Genomic DNA, 18,275 nt, shown 5'->3' on the forward strand with positions numbered 1-18,275 from the left:
GCCCCCGAGCCTGGGCATGGGAGGATTTCGGTCACTCACCGCACGCGTGCTGCTTATGGCCACAGCCTGGTCAGCCGTGGCGCTGGTGGTGATCGCGATCGTCATCTCGCAGCTCTACCGGCAATCCTCGGAGCGTGCCTTTACCGATCTGTTGCGCGCGCAGCTCTATAACGTCATCAACTCGATGACGATCAGTGAGGACAACAAGCTGTCGGGCAATCCGCAGCTTGGAGACCTGCGCTTCTCCCAGCCTGAAACGGGCTGGTACTGGATCATCGAGCCGCTCGGCACATTCGCGGCGACGCCGCTTTCCTCTTCCTCGCTCGGGACCTCGAATATCAAAGTGCCGACCATTTTGAGCGTGCCGTTCAACAACCGGTATGAGCGCTTCTATCGCACCAATGATGCCTTCGGGAACAATGTGCTTGTGGCTGAGACCGAAGTGGTGCTTGACGGTGAGGGGCGCGCCGCGCGGTTCCGCGTATCCGGCAATCTTGCCGTCGTGGAAGACGACGTGCACAGCTTTTCGCGCAACCTCTATATCACGCTTGCCGTGTTCGGGGTTGGCAGCCTGATCGTCAACGGTCTGGCTATTCTCTTCGGCCTTCTGCCGCTCAAGGGCGCGCGTCGGGCGCTGGAACGGGTACGGCGCGGCGAAGTCGAGCGGTTGGAAGGCACATTCCCGCGTGAAATCATGCCATTGGCGAACGACATCAATGCGCTGATCGAAAGCAATCGGCGTATCGTGGAGCGCGCCCGCATGCAGGTGGGCAATCTTGCTCATTCGCTGAAAACCCCGCTGGCCGTGCTGCTCAACGAGTCGCGGCTGGGAGAAAGAGTGCAAAGCGATCTGGTGCGCTCTCAGGCGGAAGCGATGCAGAGCCAGGTGCAATCCTATCTCAATCGCGCCCGCATTGCCGCCCAGCGCGAATCTCTGCTGGCGCGCAGCGAGGTCGAGCCGGTTCTCGAGCGGCTGGTACGGGTGATGCGCAGACTGAACCCTGAGACAGAATTCCATCTGTCCGTATCGCCGCATGCCTTGGCGATTGCGCTGGAACAGCAGGATCTGGAAGAGACGGTCGGCAACCTTCTGGAAAATGCCGCCAAATTTGCCAAGGTGGGCGTCTGGGTGTCTGCTGCTCAGGCAAGTCCGCCGCCGGCCGCGGAAGGCGAGGCCGCGCGCAGGGCATGGGTGGAGCTGATTGTCGAGGATGATGGGCCAGGTCTTGAGCCGGAACAGATTACCATCGCATTGAAGCGCGGAAAGAGGCTGGATGAGAGCAAGCCGGGCGCCGGTCTCGGGCTTTCGATCGTCAGCGAGATTGCCCTTGAGTATAATGGTTCGGTCAAGCTGGACCGCGGCGCCCATGGCGGCCTGCGGGCAAGGCTGCTCTTGCCCGGTGTGACACGTGACGCTGCGTGATTCCGGTCATGAAATCTGTGGCCAATAAGCAACTGCTAAAGACTTGCTGTCTTATCTTCTGGACGATCGCATCGCCTGCTATATCATTGAAGTGAAAGGCGGACGAACCGGGGTCTTGAATAGTGTCGATCAGCGAGGCCAGGAGAGGTGTTCACCGGGCAGACTGCGATGCTGATGTGAAGAGACCGAAGTTCCCGCCAGGCATGCAAGTCGGAGACCATAAGCAAGCGATGCGCCCCACGAGCTTTTCAACCGTGCTGTTGACCCTTTGCGGAATTGCTGTTGTTTCCGGATGCACGTCTGCGTCCCGATCTGCGACCGGTGCGCGGGGATTATTGTCTCCAAAACCGTCGGCATCGGCCGGTTACATTACCGCCTTGCAGGGCGGTATTGTCGGGCGCAGCGGTGCCGATTTGTCGTCCAGCGATCGTTCGCGGGCGCTTGAGGCGGAATACCGCGCTCTGGAAGAGGCGGCTGGTGGACAGGCCGTGCAGTGGAAGGGCGACGGCGCCAATGGCGAGGTGATCGCCAACGCTCCCTACCAGGTCGGCGCGCAGAACTGCCGGCAATATCGGCATACCGTGACAGTCGATGGCAAGGATATGCTGGCAAGAGGTGCAGCCTGCCGCAATTCCGACGGCACATGGACACCGTTGAACTGAACGGTTGAGCCAAAACGGCCGGAATTTCTCCCGCACGCATTCGTGAATTTGATACAGGTCATGGCCGTTGATAGACATTCCCATAAGTCTTGAAACGTTCTAAAGACCTTGGCCTGTGACGTGGCGATCGGCCGCGGAGATCTCTCAAATTCACGTCAGCGGTAGGCGACAGATTGGAAAGTCACTGCCGTTGCAGTAATTGGCGAACATGATTTTATGGATCCTTCTTGCGCTCATGACGGCGATCGTCGCCGCAGCGCTGCTTTATCCGCTCTCCCGGCGTTCCGAGGCTCTTGCACCGGACAATGCCGGTGAGATCGAGGTCTATCGCGACCAGATGAAGGAACTTGACCGGGATCGCGCCGGTGGCCTGATCAGTGCCGAGGAAGCAGAATACGCCCGCGCCGAAATCGGCCGCAGGCTGCTGGCAGCGGCTGGCAAGCAAGGCGCAGGGGCTGACGGCATTTCCAAGACAAGTGCTTTGCGCAAGCTGGCAATCGGTATGGTCACCGTGGTGCCGCCTGCAATCGGGCTCTGTCTTTACATCACGCTGGGCAGCCCCGGTTTGCCCGACCAGCCGCTTGAAGCGCGTCTGGAAAATCCCGGTAACGACATGAACCTGCTTGTCGCCAAGGCCGAGCGGCATCTGGCGCAGAACCCGAATGATGGCTCCGGCTGGGATATCTTGGCCCCGATCTATTTCCGCACGGCCCGGCTGGGCGATGCGGAACTGGCCTATCGCAACGCCATTCGGCTGATCGGCCCGAACGGCGCGCGTCTTTCCGGCCTTGGCGAAACGCTGGTCGTCGCCAATGACGGGATTGTCACGGAGGACGCCCGTTCGGCATTCGAGGAAGCGGTGCGGCTGGAGCCGGGAAATGTTCGGGCGCGCTTTTATGTCGGCGTGGCGCAGGAGCAGGGCGGAAAAGCCGCGGAAGCGAAGGCGACCTTCGAGGAGATCGCCAAGGCTTCACCGCCCGATGCGCCCTGGATGGGCTTGATCAACGAGCATATCGCCAAGAATGGCGGCACTGTTGCAGCACCATCTCTGGGTGGCCCGAGTGCCGACGATGTGGCGGCAGCGCAAGACATGTCGCAGGGCGATCGCCAGGAGATGATCCGCGGCATGGTCGATAGTCTCGCATCGAAGCTGGAAGCCGATCCGAACAATATCGAAGGCTGGCTGAGGCTGGTAAGATCCTACATGGTGCTTGGCGACAGGGATAAGGCACAAGCCGCCTTGAAGACCGGGCTGGAGCATTTCCCCGCCGAAGGAAATGAGGGCAGGCAGTTGATCGCGCTCGCACAGGAAATTGGACTGTCGGCCGCAGGCGCGGCAAATCCGGGAGCAACCCCCAAGATGGGAGTAACCCAATGACGCGCAAGCAGAAACGGCTGGCTGTGATCGCCGGTGGCATGAGCTTCATCATCATCGCCGTATTCCTGGTGATGTTCGCCTTCTCCCAGTCGGTCGCCTATTTCTTCATGCCGGGCGATCTGGCCACGGCCAATCTGCAGCCCGGAACGCGTATCCGTCTCGGCGGGCTTGTCGAGGCGGGATCGGTTGAGCGTGGTCAGGGATCGACGGTGCGCTTCACTGTGACCGACGGGAATGCGACCGTGCCGGTGAGCTATACCGGCATTTTGCCCGACCTGTTCCGCGAGGGGCAGGGGGTTGTGACCGAAGGTTCGTTCGATGCCGCGACCCACGCTTTCGTGGCCGACAGCGTGCTGGCCAAGCATGACGAGAACTATATGCCGAAGGAAGTTGCCGACCGGCTGAAGAAGGACGGTGTCTGGGAAGACGGCACGGGCAAGGGCATGGCACCTGCCAAGGATGGCACGGACCAGCAGACCAAGGACAAGACCGGTCAGGTCGTCGGGAGCACCACGCCATGATCGTCGAAATCGGCCATTTCGCGCTGGTACTGGCGCTCGCGACCGCGATCATCGTCTCGATCCTGCCGGTTGTCGGCGTCCATCGGCGCGATGCCGGCATGATGGCAGTGGCGACGACCGGCTCGCTTGTGATGTTCGGCCTCGTGGCGCTGTCGTTTGCCGCCTTGACCTGGGCCTATGTCGTTTCCGATTTCTCGGTGAAGAACGTCTGGGAGAATTCCCATTCGCTGATGCCGCTGATCTACAAATATTCCGGCGTCTGGGGCAATCACGAAGGCTCGATGATGCTCTGGCTGCTGATCCTCGTGTTCTTCAGCGCGCTTGTCGCAATCTTCGGCCGCAATATTCCTGAAACGCTGAAAGCCAATGTGCTGGCCGTTCAGGCATGGATCAGCCTGGCTTTCCTGCTCTTCATCCTTTTGACCTCCAATCCGTTCATTCGGCTCGATCCGGCACCTGCTGAAGGTCAGGATTTGAACCCGATCCTGCAGGATTTCGGTCTCGCGATCCATCCACCGCTTCTTTATCTCGGTTATGTCGGCTTCTCCGTCTGCTTCTCTTTTGCGGTGGCGGCGCTGATGGAAGGCCGGATCGATGCCGCCTGGGCGCGCTGGGTGCGGCCATGGACGCTTGCCGCCTGGACATTCCTCACCGCCGGCATCGCCATGGGCTCCTACTGGGCCTATTACGAACTCGGCTGGGGCGGCTGGTGGTTCTGGGATCCGGTGGAAAACGCCTCCTTCATGCCCTGGCTTGCCGGCACCGCACTGCTGCACTCGGCGCTGGTGATGGAAAAGCGCGAGGCGCTGAAGATCTGGACCGTGCTTCTGGCGATCATGACCTTCTCGCTGTCGATGCTCGGCACGTTCCTGGTGCGCTCCGGTGTGCTGACCTCGGTCCACGCCTTTGCCACCGACCCTTCGCGCGGCATCTTCATCCTCTGCATATTGGCGATCTTTATCGGTGGCGCGTTCATGCTGTTTGCATGGCGTGCGCCGACGCTGAAGGCGGGTGGCCTGTTCGCGCCGATCTCGCGTGAAGGCTCGTTGGTCCTGAATAACCTGATCCTGACGGTTTCGACAGCGACTGTGCTGACCGGAACGCTTTACCCGCTCGTCCTGGAAACGCTCACCGGTGAAAAAATCTCGGTCGGTGCGCCCTTCTTCAACATGACCTTTGGCCTGTTGATGCTGCCGCTTCTGATTGCCGTTCCCTTCGGGCCGATGCTGGCCTGGAAGCGCGGCGATCTTTATGGCGCGATGCAGCGGCTCTGGGTGTTCGCCGGTCTGGCGCTGCTTGCCGGCCTTCTGCTCTGGTATGTGCAGAATGGCGGGCCGATCCTTGCGATTTTCGGTCTGGCGATTGGCTGCTGGGGCATGCTGGGGGCGGTTGCCGATCTCTGGTATCGCGGCAATTTCGGCAAACTGCCGGTGATGACGTCGCTGCGCCGCCTGAAAGGCCTGCCGCGTTCGGCCTGGGGCACGGCGATTGCCCATTTCGGCCTCGGCGTCACCGTAATCGGCATCGTTGCCGCCTCGGCCTTCAATACCGAGCATGTCGTCGAGATGAAGCAGGGGCAGACGACCGATGCGGGCGGTTATGCGCTGACCTTCGACGGTTTCCGCGAGGCGGTCGGGCCGAACTATACCGAGGAGCGTGGGCACTTCACCGTGCGCTCCGGCGGAGCAGTTGTGGCGGATGTCTGGTCCTCCAAGCGGCTTTATACGGCGCGGCGTATGCCGACCACGGAAGCCGGCATCCTGACCTTCGGGTTGAGCCAGCTTTATGTCTCGCTCGGCGACCCGATGGATGGCGGCGGTATTGTCGTGCGCATCTGGTGGAAGCCGCTGATCCTCTGCATCTGGGGCGGTTGCCTGATCATGATGGTGGGCGGGTTCGTGTCGCTGTCGGACCGACGCTTGCGGGTTGGTGCGCCGTCGAGAAAGGCAAAGCCGGTCAAGGCTGTGATGGAGCCGGCGGAATGAATAGTCAAAACCCCTCCCCAACCCCTCCCCACAAGGGGGAGGGGCTTCATCGCCCCGTCCTCGGCTCCAGATCCGGGCAGGGCGGTGCCACGGGGCTTCTCCCCCCTTGTGGGAGAGATGGCCGGCAGGCCAGAGGGGGAATAATCGCCAAACTCCTGATCGCTCTTTTCCTCCTCCTCACCCCCATCCCCGCCTTTGCCGTTAACCCCGACGAGGTTCTCTCCGACCCCGCACTCGAACACCGGGCGCGGCAGATTTCGGCGCAGTTGCGTTGCATGGTCTGCCAGAACCAGTCGATCGATGATTCGAATGCCGAGCTTGCCAAGGACCTGCGCGTGCTGGTGCGCCAGCGGCTGACGGATGGCGATACGGATGGCCAGGTGATCGATTATGTCGTGTCGCGCTATGGCGAGTTCGTGCTGCTCAATCCGCGGCTGAGCACCAAGACGATCATTCTATGGGCTATGCCGATTGGTCTGTTGATCGCGGGCATCGTTGCACTCGTTATTTTCGTCCGAAGCCGGCCTGCAAGGCGTCCTTCAGAGGCGCTGACGGCCGAGGAAAAGGCGAAAATCGACGAATTGCTCGGCCAATAGGCCTCGAAACACCGATCGAATGTTTCGAAATATTACGAACATTTCATGCTCTAGCCACCTGCAGTTAAGGTGAAGGCTCCTATATCTCAGTCATCGAACAACGCCGGACGGCCCCCTTGGATACCCCGATGGGCACCCGGCCAGATTGAGTGACGAAGAGAAGAAGGTAGCTTTCACCATGAGCATTGGACGTCCCTCCCTCAAGACAGTGCTGAAGACCTCGACCGTTGCCGGCCTCGCTGCCGTCATGCTGTCCACCGGCATTCCGGCTCAGGTCATGTCCTCGTTCGCCGCCCCGGTTTCCGTAACCGCGCCGCAGGCACCGAGCTTTGCGGATGTCGTATCCGCGGTTTCCCCCGCTGTCGTTTCCGTCCGCGTCCAGTCAGACGCGCAGCCGGTTTCCGACGACAACAGCAATTTCTCCTTCAACTTCGGTGGTCGTGGTTTCGACCAGCTGCCGGACGATCACCCGCTGAAGCGCTTCTTCAAGGAATTCGGCGGCCAGGGTGGTCCCGGCGGCCCGGGTGCCGGTCCACGTGACCGCGCCGAACGTGGTGGCCCGCGTCCGCATCATCTGCGCCCGACGGCTCAGGGCTCCGGCTTCTTCATCTCCGAAGATGGCTACATCGTCACCAACAACCATGTCGTTTCCGATGGTCAGGCCTATACGGTCGTGCTCGATGACGGCACCGAACTCGATGCCAAGCTGGTCGGCAAGGACAGCCGCACCGACCTCGCACTGCTGAAGGTCGATGCGCCTGCCCGCAAGTTCACCTATGTTTCCTTTGCTGACGACAGCAAGGTTCGCGTCGGTGACTGGGTCGTTGCCGTCGGCAACCCGTTCGGCCTTGGTGGTACGGTGACGGCCGGTATCGTCTCTGCCCGTGGCCGTGACATCGGCTCCGGTCCCTATGACGACTACATCCAGGTCGACGCGGCCGTGAACCGTGGTAACTCGGGTGGCCCGACCTTCAACCTGAATGGCGAAGTCGTCGGCATCAACACCGCGATCTTCTCGCCGTCCGGCGGCAATGTCGGTATCGCCTTCGCCATCCCGGCTTCCACCGCCAAGGACGTGATCGCCGACCTGATGAAGGACGGCAAGGTCGAGCGCGGTTGGCTGGGCGTGCAGATCCAGCCGGTGACGCAGGATATCGCCGACTCGCTCGGTCTGAAGGAAGCCTCCGGCGCGCTGGTCGTTGCCCCGCAGGAAGGCTCTCCGGGCCAGAAGGCCGGTATCAAGCAGGGTGACATCGTGCAGGCTGTCAACGGTCAGCCGATCAAGGATGCCCGTGATCTGGCCCGCCGTGTCGCAGCCTTTGCCCCGAACACCAAGGTCGATGTCGACCTGTGGCGCGACGGCAAGAAGCAGACCATTCCGGTCACGCTCGGCAACATGGCAAGCGATGAGGCGGCATCTGCCGAACCGACGCAGTCGGATGATCCGGCACCCGCAAGCGAGCAGGCTCTGGCAAGCCTCGGTATCACCGTTGCCCCGGCTGAAGACGGCTCCGGCCTTGCCGTGACCGATGTCGATCCGGACAGCGAGGCTGCTGCCCGCGGCCTGAAGAACGGCGAGAAGATCCTCTCGGTCAATAACAAGAAGGTCGAGAGCGCCGCCGATATCGGCAAGGTTCTCGATCAGGCAAAGAAGGACGGCCGCACCCGTGCGCTGTTCCAGGTCGAGGCAAACGGTTCGAGCCGCTTCGTCGCCCTGCCGATCAACGAAGGCTGATGCCGCGCTGACCATCTGAGTGATGTTGCGGAGGTGGCACCTCCAGGCCGAACCGCAGGATCAGATCTCACCAAGGGGCGCCGCCGGAAACGTCGGCGCCCTTCTTGTAACGGAGACCATCATGCAGACGACATCGTTTTCCCCGGTGAAGACAGAAGATTCCGATAGTGCAAATGTTTCCGCCGAGGCTATTGTCCCGCACATGAAGATTCTGGTTATCGAAGACGATCTCGAGGCGGCAGCCTACATGACCAAGGCCTTTCGCGAGGCCGGCATCATCGTGGACCACGCCAGCGATGGTGAAAGCGGCCTGTTCATGGGCTCGGAAAATTCCTACGACGTGATGGTCATTGACCGCATGTTGCCGCGCCGCGACGGCCTGTCGGTCATCAGCGAATTGCGCAAGCGCGGCGTCAATGCGCCGGTGCTGATCCTCTCGGCACTCGGTCAGGTGGATGACCGTGTGACCGGCCTTCGCGCCGGAGGCGACGACTATCTGCCGAAGCCTTACGCCTTTTCCGAACTTCTGGCGCGTGTCGAAGTGCTCGGCCGTCGCAAGGGTACGCCGGAACAGGACATGGTCTATCGCGTCGGCGATCTGGAACTCGACCGTCTGTCCCATGAGGTGAAACGCGCCGGCAAGGACGTGCTGCTGCAGCCGCGCGAATTCCGCCTGCTCGAATATTTGATGAAGAATGCCGGTCAGGTCGTGACCCGCACCATGCTCCTGGAAAACGTCTGGGACTATCACTTCGACCCGCAGACGAATGTCATTGACGTCCATGTCTCGCGCCTGCGTTCCAAGATCGAGAAGGATTTTGACAAGCCTCTCCTGAAGACCATTCGCGGCGCCGGCTACATGATCAAGGATGAGGGGTAATGTTTTCCCGCATCGGCAAGCGTGCCCGCCTCATGTTCCGTTCCACGGCCGTGAGGCTGTCGGCGCTCTATATCCTTCTGTTTGCGATCTGCGCCGCATTTTTGGTCTTCTATGTCACCGCACTTTCGGAAAAGACGCTGGTGCAGCAGACGCGCCAGACGATCACGGAGGAAGTCGGCGATATCCAGCGGGCCTATAACCGGGGCGGCGTTAATCTTCTCCTGCGCATCATGGAGCGCCGCGCCCGCCAGCCGGGGGCAAACCTCTACGTGATCGCCGGGCCGAACGGCGAGATGCTGGCCGGCAACGTCTCTTCCGTACAGCCGGGTGTTCTGGATGAGGAAGGCTGGACGAACATGCCGTTTTCCTATGAACCTTATGCGGAGATCGGTGGCCCGCGCAAACACCTCGCCATCGCCAACGTGCTGCGTTTCGACAATGGATTGCGGGTGATGATCGGCCGCGATCTCGGTGATCCGAGCCGCTTCCGCTACATCGTGCGCCAAGCGCTGATGGTGGCGCTGGCGATCATGGGCCTCGGCGCGCTGGTCATCTGGTTCGGGATAGGCCGCAATGCCTTGAAGCGCATCGACCGCATGTCGGCGGCAAGCCGCAAGATCATGGCAGGCGATCTATCTCAGAGACTTCCCGTCGGCCGATCCGGCGACGAATTCGACCGCATGTCTGGATCGCTGAACGCCATGCTCGGGCGGATCGAAAAGCTGAACGAGGGCCTGCGGCAGGTTTCCGACAATATCGCACACGATCTGAAAACGCCGCTGACACGTCTGCGCAACAAGGCGGCCGATGCGCTGGGCGAGGATGACGAGGATGCTCGCAGGGCAGCGCTTGAGGGCATCATTGCCGAATCTGATCAGTTGATCCGCACCTTCAACGCACTGCTGATGATCTCCCGTGTCGAGGCGGGATCGATTGCGGCGGAAATGTCGGGTGTCGATCTTTCTGCCGTTTCCGCCGACAGCGCCGAGCTTTATGAGCCGGTGGCGGAAGAGGCGGGTATCGAACTGATGACGGAGCTAGATCCGGGCCTGACGGTCAACGGCAATCGCGAGCTGATCGGCCAGGCGATATTCAACCTGCTCGACAATGCGATCAAGTATGCCGCCGAAGGCAGCGAGACGCCGGTGATCCGGGTAAAGCTGTCATCCGAAGCGGGCGAAGTGAGGCTTGCCGTCAGCGACAATGGTCCGGGCGTGCCTGCCGACAAGCGCGCAGAGGTGACGAAGCGCTTCTTCCGTCTGGATGCAAGCCGCTCGAAGCCGGGAACGGGGCTCGGCCTGTCGCTGGTCGAGGCGGTGATGGAACTGCATGGCGGCAGGCTGGAACTTTCCGCAACGGACGAGGCGAAGACGGAGGCTCCGGGCCTAACGGTGACGATGGTGTTTCCGGTGGTGAAGGGGTGAGGTGAGGCTGGGGACTTGCTTGGTGGTGGAGGAAGCTTGAAGCGTCCCCTCCATCTGTGGGCGTCTGCCCCTCACCCTAACCCTCTCCCCGCAGGCGGGGGGAGGGGACGTGCCCTGATTGGGGCGAGGAGAATGAGGCTTGTGTCCTTCTCCCCGTCATTACGGGGAGAAGGTGCCGGCAGGCGGATGAGGGGCCGCACCTGACGTCAAGGGTCCGCTGCCTCACACCAGCGGCGGCGCCAAATTCATCAAAAGCACCATCACCAGCCCAACCACCGAGACGATCGACTGGATGATCGAGATGGTGGCGGTGGCTTCACCCATCGTCATGCCGAAGGATTCCTTCACCAGCCAGAAACCGGCATGGTTGGCATAGTTGAAGAACAGTGAGCCGCAGCCGACCGACAGCGCCAGAAGCGAGGCGTTGAGCGACGGGTCATGGGCAACGAGCGGGGCAAGCAGGCCGGATGCGCCGACGATGCCGACCGTGGCGGACCCCGTCGATACCGACAGCAGCATGGAGATGATCCAGCCGAGAAGCAGCGGTGAAACGGAAAACTGCTGGCTCATATGCATGATCGCATCGCCCACCTTCGCATCTCCCAGAACGTGCTGGAACGCCCCACCGCCCGCGATGATCAGCAGAACATTGGCGATCGGCTTGACGCTTGCCGAAAGTTGCGAGCGCAAAAGCTCGGTATTGCCGCCGCGACCGATGATCAGCACCCAGGCCGCAAACAGCACGCCGACGAGCATGGCGATGCCCGGATCGCCGAAGAAGTCGGTGACCGAAAGAAGTGTGGAGCCCTTCGGCAGCACCAGTTCCGCAACCGCATGACAGAGCATCAGCACTGCCGGCAGAAGTGCCGTCAAAAGGCTTAAGCCCAGGCTGGGCGGTGCCTTGCCGGTCGCGGCACCTTCCGCCGCGTCCCGCGAGAACTGGTCGATAAGACCCTGATCCGGCTTGACCTTGAGGCGCGGGGTGACGATCGCACCATAAACCGGGCCACCAAGGATGATCGCCGGGATGGCGGCGATGAAGCCGTAGAGCATGGTCGCGCCGATATTGGCATTGAGCGAGGCGATTGCCGTCAGTGGGCCGGGATGCGGCGGCACCATTCCGTGCATCGACGCAAGCGCCGCAATGACCGGCACGCCGACATAGACGTAAGGCGAGCCCTTGATGCTCTTGGTCTCTTCGAGCTTGCGCGCCACGCTGAAGATCAGCGGCAGGAGCACGACGAGTCCGACTTCGAAGAACATCGGAATGCCGATGACGAAGGCGGCACCCGCCATCGCCCAGGGCAGCATGCGAGTGGACGTTCTGGTGATGATGAGGTTGGCGATACTCTCCGTCACGCCGCCGGCCGCAAGGATGCGGCCGAGCATGGCGCCGAGCGCGACGACGAGGCCGACAGCGCCGAGTGTGTGGCCGGCGCCCGCCTCGATCGACTTGATCAGCTTTTCGCCCGGCATGCCGGTGACGAGGCCTACGGCAATCGAGGTGATGATCAGCGCCAGGAGCGGATGCAGCCGGATGCGCGATACGATCAGCACGACAAGGAAAATCACGCTGCCGAGCGCTGTCGCAAGAAGCGCAATGTCTGAGGAATTCATGGTTTCTCCCGAAGATGGATGCGGGAGCGCAAGGCAATTCGGGTGACTCCAGACACCTGAAGAGCGGGAGGCGACCCGCAAAGGCATGGAGTACGAAAGTCTCCAAATAGATAGCGCCCTAATTAGATTGCGTCACTTGATAAACCGCAATCATTCATGGGTTGTGGTTTCCGGTCATTCCGGTTTGTCTTCTCCGTCTGCGCAAACTAAAAGCTGCATGAGGGAGGAAACGGCATGAAAAGCGTAAAACGGCTCGATACCGTATCAGCGGATGTTATCCGTCCCCTGTCTCAGGCGGAGGCCAAGACTGCTCTCGCCGCGCTGAAAGATATTGGACAATCCGAAGCTTCCGTTGCGCAGATGCTGAAACAAGGCGGGGCGCTGAAGGATTTCCTCGTCGCCGCATTCAGCCTCTCGCCGTTTCTGCGCGATACGGCATCCGTCTCTCCGTCGTTTCTGGCGCTGGCAATCGGCGAACCGGTGGAACCGGCGCTGTCTTCCCTGATCGACAAGGTGCGGAGTGCCTGGCGGCCGGTTGACGGAAAGATCCCGTCCGAGAGCGAGGTGATGACCGTGCTTCGGTCGGCCAAGCGCGCCTTCAGCTTTATTCTGGCGCTGGCCGATCTTGCCCGCATCTTCACGGCGAAGGAGGCGACATGCTGGCTGAGCGAGTTTGCCGAAGCCTCCGTCGCCTCCGCGGTCGATCATCTTCTGCTCGCGACCCATGAGAGCGGCAAGCTCAAGCTTGTCGATCCGGCAGAGCCGAGCCGCGGCTCGGGCCTCATCGTGCTCGGCATGGGCAAGCTCGGCGGGCGTGAGCTCAACTATTCCTCCGACATCGATATCGTCGTCTTCTTCGATCCCGAAGTGGGCATTCTTGCCGATCCGCTCGATGCGTCGGAGATTTTTGGCCGGATGATGCGTCGGCTGATCCGCATCCTGCAGGACCGCACCGCCGATGGCTACGTTTTCCGAACCGACCTGAGGCTGCGGCCGGACCCCGGCTCGACGCCGCTTGCCGTCTCCATGGATGCGGCGCTGATCTATTACGAGGGCAGGGGGCAGAACTGGGAGCGGGCCGCCTATATCAAGGCGCGTCCGGTGGCCGGAGATACCGCTGCCGGCGACAACTTCCTCAAGCTTCTGACGCCCTTCGTCTTCCGCAAATATCTCGACTATGCGGCTATCGCCGACATCCATTCGATCAAGCGGCAGATCCATGTTCATAAGGGGCATGGGGCGATTGCGGTGAAGGGCCATGACGTGAAACTCGGCCGCGGCGGTATCCGCGAAATCGAGTTTTTCGCCCAGACCCAGCAATTGATCGCCGGTGGTCGCATGCCGGCCTTGCGGACGCGCGAGACGGAAGTGGCACTTGCGGCGCTGGCCGAAGCGAAGTGGATCAAGCCGGAGATTACGACGGCGCTGACCGAGGCCTACTGGTTCCTGCGCGATGTCGAGCATCGTATCCAGATGGTGCATGACGAGCAGACGCACCGCCTGCCGGACAGCAATGCGGAACTGAAGCGCATCGCCTTTATGCTCGGCTTTGCCGATGTCGCAGCCTTTTCCACACGGCTGGAAAGCATTCTGAAGACTGTCGAGAGACGTTATTCGCGGCTCTTCGAGCAGGAGGAGGGATTGTCTGGCGGCGAGGGTAATCTCGTCTTCACCGGCCAGAAGGACGATCCCGATACGTTGAAGACGCTTGCCGAACTCGGCTATGAGCGGCCCGCCGACATGTCGCGGATGATCCGCACCTGGCATTCCGGTCGCTATCGCGCGACGCAATCCGTCGAGGCGCGCGAGCGGCTGACGGAGATGATGCCGGCATTGCTCAAGGCCTTTGGTGAGAGCCGTCGTGCCGACGAGGCGCTGCTGCGCTTCGACAGTTTTCTGAAGGCGCTGCCGGCCGGTATCCAGCTCTTCTCGCTGATCGGCAAGAACCCTCGGCTTCTCTCCCTCATCGTCACCATCATGGCGTCTGCGCCGCGCCTGGCCGATATCATCGCCTCCAAGCCGCATGTCTTCGATGGCATGCTCGATCCCGGCCTGATGTCGGAAGTGCCGACCCGAGATTACCTTTCGACGCGATTGGACACGTTTTTGTCCGGTTCGCGTCACTATGAGGACAGGCTGGATCGCTTGCGCATCTTTGCTGCCGAGCAGCGGTTCCTGATCGGTATCCGTCTGCTCACAGGCGCAATTTCCGGCGACGACGCCGGTCGTGCCTTCACTCATCTGGCGGATCTCCTGATCGACGCGGCGCTTGAGGCCGTGAAGGGTGAGATCGAGGCGGCGCATGGCACCTACCCGGGCGGCCGGGTGGCTGTCATCGGCATGGGTAAGCTCGGCTCCTTCGAGTTGACCGCCGGCTCGGATGTCGATCTCATTCTACTCTATGATTACGATAGCGAAGCCTTTGAGAGCACGGGCGCAAAACCGCTTGATGCCCAGCGCTATTTCACGCGGCTGACTCAGAGATTGATAGCGGCCCTTTCCGCGCCGATGGCGGAAGGCGTGGTCTTCGAGGTCGACCTGCGCCTACGTCCTTCCGGCAACAAGGGACCGGTCGCTTCCCGCATCACCGCATTCGGCAAATATCAGCGCGAGGAGGCTTGGACCTGGGAGCATATGGCGCTCACCCGCGCCCGCATCGTCTGCGGCGACGAGAGCCTTGGCGATGAGGCAAGGGCGATCATAAGCGAGGTTCTGTCAGCCAAGCCGGACGTGAAGAAGATCACGACCGACGTGGCCGAGATGCGGGCGCTGATCGGAGAAGAGAAGCCGCCGCGCGATATCTGGGACTTGAAGCTCATTCCCGGCGGATTGATCGACATCGAGTTCACTGCTCAATATCTGCGGCTGATCGCGCCGACGCGTGCAGGGAACAAGGATAGGTCTGTCGACACCTATGGTCTTTCGACTGCGCAAGCACTGAAAACACTGGGTGAAGACCTGCCGGCACGCGCCGATCTCGACACATGCCTTGAGGCGCTACGCCTGTTCACCGAACTCTCGCAGATCATCCGCCTTTGCGTTGATGGTCCATTCGAAGCCAAGGATGCGCCCGCCGGCCTCGTCGAGCGGATCTGCCGCGCCGGAGACTGCCCCGATCTCGCCACGCTGGAGGGGGAGGTGAAGCGGTTGTCGGGCGAGGTGAGAGGTGTGTTTCTAAAGGTCGTTGGAAAAGCGTGAATGCTTAGTTCATCAAAGCGATGACGCTGGCGGTGGCTGCGATCGATGCCAAAACTACACCGAGGACGACACATACCATATTGATGATCCAACCCTGATCAGGTTTGAAATCCAGTTTCGTGTCCATTCGAGCCAATTGCCTGAGGATCGAGTCCAGAGTGGAGCGCGTGTCCTCAGCCGAAGCTTCGAGTTTGGTCATGCGAGTTTCCATGTCGGTAAATATACCGCCACCGTCGCCCGATTTCAATAAATCCTGATCTTTTGGCTTGGGCGACCTGTTGGCAGCCACGACACTTTCCCTTCGCTTGGAAGGGCAAAGCTACAAGCGTGTCAAATGAAGTCAATTGCAATCATTGATTGACGGCGGTGAGTTTTCACGCCGCCTTCCTGCGTGCTTCCACAAAAGGCCGGTCGGGGATGAAAAGCGACACGGCGGTGCCCTTGCCGCATTTCGAGCGGATACGCATCCGGCCGCCATGCAGCGCGATCAGCGAGCGGGAAATGGCAAGTCCAAGCCCCGAGCCGCCCTTGCTCTTGGCATATTGGCTCTGCACCTGTTCGAAGGGCTGGCCGATCTTGGGCATTGCCTCCTTCGGAATGCCAATGCCGCTGTCGGCAATCGTCAGCATCAGTCCTTTTTCCATCCTATGCGCGCGCAGTTCGATCCTGCCGCCTTCGTCGGTGAATTTCAGCGCATTCGACAAAAGGTTGAGCATCACCTGCTTCAGCGCGCGCCGGTCGCCGATCATGTCGAGCACTTCCGGCAGGCGCTGATGGATTGCGATATGCTTGTCTTGTGCCGCGATCGAAGTCAGGCGTAGGCTTTCTTCGATCAGCGGAACGAGGTCGATCTTGTCCGACTGTATGCGCATATGGCCGGCCTCGATTTTCGACATGTCGAGAATGTCGTTGATGACGTTCAAGAGGTGCTTGCCGCTGTCGTGAATATCCTTGGAATACTCGCCATATTTCGGCGAGCCGAGCGGGCCGAACATGCCGTTCATCAGGATTTCGGAAAAGCCGAGAATGGCGTTGAGCGGCGTGCGCAGCTCGTGGCTCATATTGGCGAGGAATTCGGACTTCGCCTGGTTGGCGGCCTCCGCGCGTTCCTTCTCCGCCTGATAATTGGCATTGGCGACGGAAAGCTCGGCCTTCTGCTTTTCCAGCGTCTTCTGCGAAGCGGAAAGGTCGCCGATCGTTGCCATCAGGCGACGCTCGCTGTGGCGCAGGCGGTCCTGGTGGCGCTTGAGAAGCGTGATATCCGTGCCGACCGAAACCGTGCCGCCGTCGCGGGTGCGGCGCTCGTTGATCTGCAGCCAGCGTTCGTCTGCAAGCTGAACCTCGGTGGTGCGGGAAAAACCGCTGCCATCCGCATCGGCAATCCGGCGCTCGATTACCGGCCGTGCCGCAGCCGCATTGACCGTCGCACGTTCGGTTCCTGGCACCAGCACACTCTCCGGCAGGCCGTAGGCTTGCTGGAAGTGGGTGTTGCACATGACCAGACGGTCATTCTTGTCCCACAGCACGAAGGCTTCAGACGTGCATTCGATCGCGTCGGCAAGCCGCTGGTCGGCCTCGGCATAACGCTGCGCCAGACGGTGCTGTTCGGTCACGTCCATGGCGATACCGATGACATGAATGCGGCCGGAAGAGTTACGGATAACCTGCGCTCTCGCACGCAGCCAGACATAATGTCCCGCCGCATGGCGCATGCGGAACACCTGATCGACCTGTTTTGCATTGCCGCGACCGATGGCGCGGGCGAGCGCATAGATATTGCCGTCGGACGGATGCATCATTCGTGCTGCATCGGAAAACGAAATGACGCTGCCTGTCGCCGGCAGCCCGAGCATCTCATACATCGAGCCCGACCAGAAAAGCCGACGGTTGGCAACGTCGAAATCCCACAATCCGCAACGTCCGCGAGACAAGGCCGCCTCAATGCGCAGGCTCGATTCCGCGAAGATGTCGTCGGCGTCACGGGCGCGCTTCACCTGCGTGTAATAGGCATAGAGGATGACGAGCAGGATGGCCGAGATGCCGGTGAACAGCGTGACGTTGAGCGAGATCTCGCCGCGCAGGAAGCGGTTGGTCGTATCCAGTGAATGAGCCGAGACGATCAGCGCACCGTCGTCGCCGATCGGCTGGATCGAGGCGTAATGCGGGATATCGCCAAGATAGGTCTCTATCACGCCGCCGACGCGACGAAGCGTTGCGGTCTCGGGCAGGAGCGATGCAAGGCGGCGGCCGATATAGGCGGACGCGGCGCCCTTCGATCCTCCGAATACGACACCGGACTTGTCTATGAACAGCGTGAACGAACCGCGGGGTTGTGGATCGGACGAAAGGTAGGATGAAAGGCGGGCTTCAACCGCAGCGCGGTCGGCAGTGCTGAACAGGTTCTCCTGTCCGGAAAACACCGCCTTGGCGGTTGCCGCCATCAGCGCGGTCGATTGCCTTGCGGCATCTTCCATGCGGCTATTCTCGCCCATGATGCCAAGAATGCGTGATGCAGCCACGACCATGAGAAATGCGATGATGAGGAGCGGGATCGATCGTTTGAGCACGAGCTCTACGCGAGGGACCTGGCGCGCGATCGGCTTGACGGCGAAATTGCTGTCATCCGCGCATTCCATGTTCAAGCCCGAAACCTTCGGAAATTTGGGGCGCAGCCAAGCGCCGGCCGCGGTTGCCCGCTGCACGTCCGATACCGTGTTCATCTAGTCCCTCGTGATGATCCGGTACGCCGCCCGTCCGAATCTACCCTAATGAATCATAGAGTGATTCTTCGTGTCCAGAGGGTTGGTAATATTTTGTTAACCATCTGAAAATTGGCGGAATTTATAGGTTTTTGCG

General features: G+C 61.0%; 13 protein-coding genes. 10 read left to right on the plus strand and 3 right to left on the minus strand.

Annotated elements, in window-relative coordinates; all coding sequences use genetic code 11:
• Positions 1-16 precede the first annotated feature (16 nt).
• From JNB91_RS22930 to JNB91_RS22970, 9 genes are all read left to right on the plus strand, one after another.
• A complete protein-coding gene (locus JNB91_RS22930; RefSeq protein ID WP_220327803.1) occupies positions 17-1,423 on the plus strand; it encodes an ATP-binding protein in 1,407 nt (468 codons plus the stop codon).
• A 230-nt stretch (positions 1,424-1,653) separates the two neighbouring features.
• Positions 1,654-2,085, plus strand: a complete 432-nt coding sequence (locus JNB91_RS22935) for a hypothetical protein (RefSeq protein WP_220327804.1) — start codon at positions 1,654-1,656, stop codon at positions 2,083-2,085.
• Positions 2,086-2,293: 208 nt separating this feature from the next.
• Positions 2,294-3,463, plus strand: coding sequence for a c-type cytochrome biogenesis protein CcmI (ccmI, locus tag JNB91_RS22940; RefSeq protein WP_220327805.1), 1,170 nt, complete (start codon positions 2,294-2,296; stop codon positions 3,461-3,463).
• A complete protein-coding gene (gene ccmE, locus JNB91_RS22945; protein ID WP_220327806.1) occupies positions 3,460-3,984 on the plus strand; it encodes a cytochrome c maturation protein CcmE in 525 nt (174 codons plus the stop codon). Before ccmI ends, ccmE begins: the two co-directional genes overlap by 4 nt.
• The gene (locus JNB91_RS22950) at positions 3,981-5,969 is read left to right on the plus strand and encodes a heme lyase CcmF/NrfE family subunit (protein WP_220327807.1); all 1,989 of its coding nucleotides are present in this window, start codon (positions 3,981-3,983) and stop codon (positions 5,967-5,969) included. Before ccmE ends, JNB91_RS22950 begins: the two co-directional genes overlap by 4 nt.
• A gap of 140 nt (positions 5,970-6,109) precedes the next feature.
• On the plus strand, positions 6,110-6,565 hold the full coding sequence (locus JNB91_RS22955; RefSeq protein ID WP_346269385.1) for a cytochrome c-type biogenesis protein: 456 nt from the start codon (positions 6,110-6,112) through the stop codon (positions 6,563-6,565).
• 178 nt (positions 6,566-6,743) lie between these two features.
• On the plus strand, positions 6,744-8,300 hold the full coding sequence (locus JNB91_RS22960) for a Do family serine endopeptidase (RefSeq protein WP_220327809.1): 1,557 nt from the start codon (positions 6,744-6,746) through the stop codon (positions 8,298-8,300).
• A 121-nt stretch (positions 8,301-8,421) separates the two neighbouring features.
• Positions 8,422-9,180, plus strand: a complete 759-nt coding sequence (locus JNB91_RS22965; RefSeq protein WP_275957790.1) for a response regulator transcription factor — start codon at positions 8,422-8,424, stop codon at positions 9,178-9,180.
• A complete protein-coding gene (locus tag JNB91_RS22970; RefSeq protein ID WP_220327810.1) occupies positions 9,180-10,604 on the plus strand; it encodes a sensor histidine kinase in 1,425 nt (474 codons plus the stop codon). Before JNB91_RS22965 ends, JNB91_RS22970 begins: the two co-directional genes overlap by 1 nt.
• A 222-nt stretch (positions 10,605-10,826) precedes the next feature.
• Here the strand turns inward: JNB91_RS22970 and JNB91_RS22975 are convergent, their stop codons facing one another.
• Complete coding sequence (locus JNB91_RS22975; protein WP_220327811.1) at positions 10,827-12,221, minus strand: GntP family permease; 1,395 nt, start codon at positions 12,219-12,221, stop codon at positions 10,827-10,829.
• A gap of 234 nt (positions 12,222-12,455) precedes the next feature.
• Between JNB91_RS22975 and JNB91_RS22980 the strand changes: the two genes are divergently transcribed.
• Entirely contained in the window at positions 12,456-15,419 is a 2,964-nt protein-coding gene (locus JNB91_RS22980; RefSeq protein ID WP_220327812.1) for a bifunctional [glutamine synthetase] adenylyltransferase/[glutamine synthetase]-adenylyl-L-tyrosine phosphorylase, read from the plus strand.
• Between the two features lie 4 nt (positions 15,420-15,423).
• On the opposite strand, the gene JNB91_RS22985 is transcribed toward JNB91_RS22980, so the two are convergent.
• Positions 15,424-15,708 carry a hypothetical protein gene (locus JNB91_RS22985; protein ID WP_220327813.1) on the minus strand — a complete coding sequence of 95 codons (285 nt, stop codon included), beginning with the start codon at positions 15,706-15,708 and terminating at the stop codon, positions 15,424-15,426.
• A gap of 85 nt (positions 15,709-15,793) precedes the next feature.
• Positions 15,794-18,139, minus strand: a complete 2,346-nt coding sequence (locus JNB91_RS22990; RefSeq protein WP_220327814.1) for a PAS domain-containing sensor histidine kinase — start codon at positions 18,137-18,139, stop codon at positions 15,794-15,796.
• Positions 18,140-18,275 lie beyond the last annotated feature (136 nt).

The sequence above is a fragment of the Aliirhizobium wenxiniae genome, assembly GCF_019511445.1.
Lineage (GTDB): Bacteria > Pseudomonadota > Alphaproteobacteria > Rhizobiales > Rhizobiaceae > Neorhizobium > Neorhizobium wenxiniae_A.